At 70.4% G+C, this 233-nt stretch carries 1 protein-coding gene; it reads right to left on the minus strand.

The features are described 5' to 3' along the window. Positions 1 to 193 (minus strand): hypothetical protein (locus tag FS767_RS23035; protein ID WP_178102792.1); only part of this gene is annotated, 193 nt, incomplete at its 3' end. Positions 194 to 233: the final 40 nt, after the last annotated feature.

Below are 233 nucleotides of genomic sequence, written 5' to 3' on the forward strand. Positions count from 1 at the left end.
CGCTCTGGGCGGCGAAGGTGCTCACCACCGTGGCCAGACTGCCCGCCTCGATGCGGTATTCCTGCGCCAGGGGCACCGCCTGGGCCAGGCCCTGGGACGTGGCCAGGCCGGTGATGCCCAGTGGCATGGCCAAGGCGGAGACGCGCAGGGCGCGGCGCAACGGATGCAGGGTGAAACGGGTTTGGCGATGCATGAGGGGCCTCGAAGCGGAGATCGTTTCCTCCAAGCCCCGC

This window comes from Pseudomonas sp. DE0010 (assembly GCF_007680745.1).
In the GTDB taxonomy this organism is placed as follows: Bacteria; Pseudomonadota; Gammaproteobacteria; order Pseudomonadales; family Pseudomonadaceae; genus Aquipseudomonas; species Aquipseudomonas parafulva_B.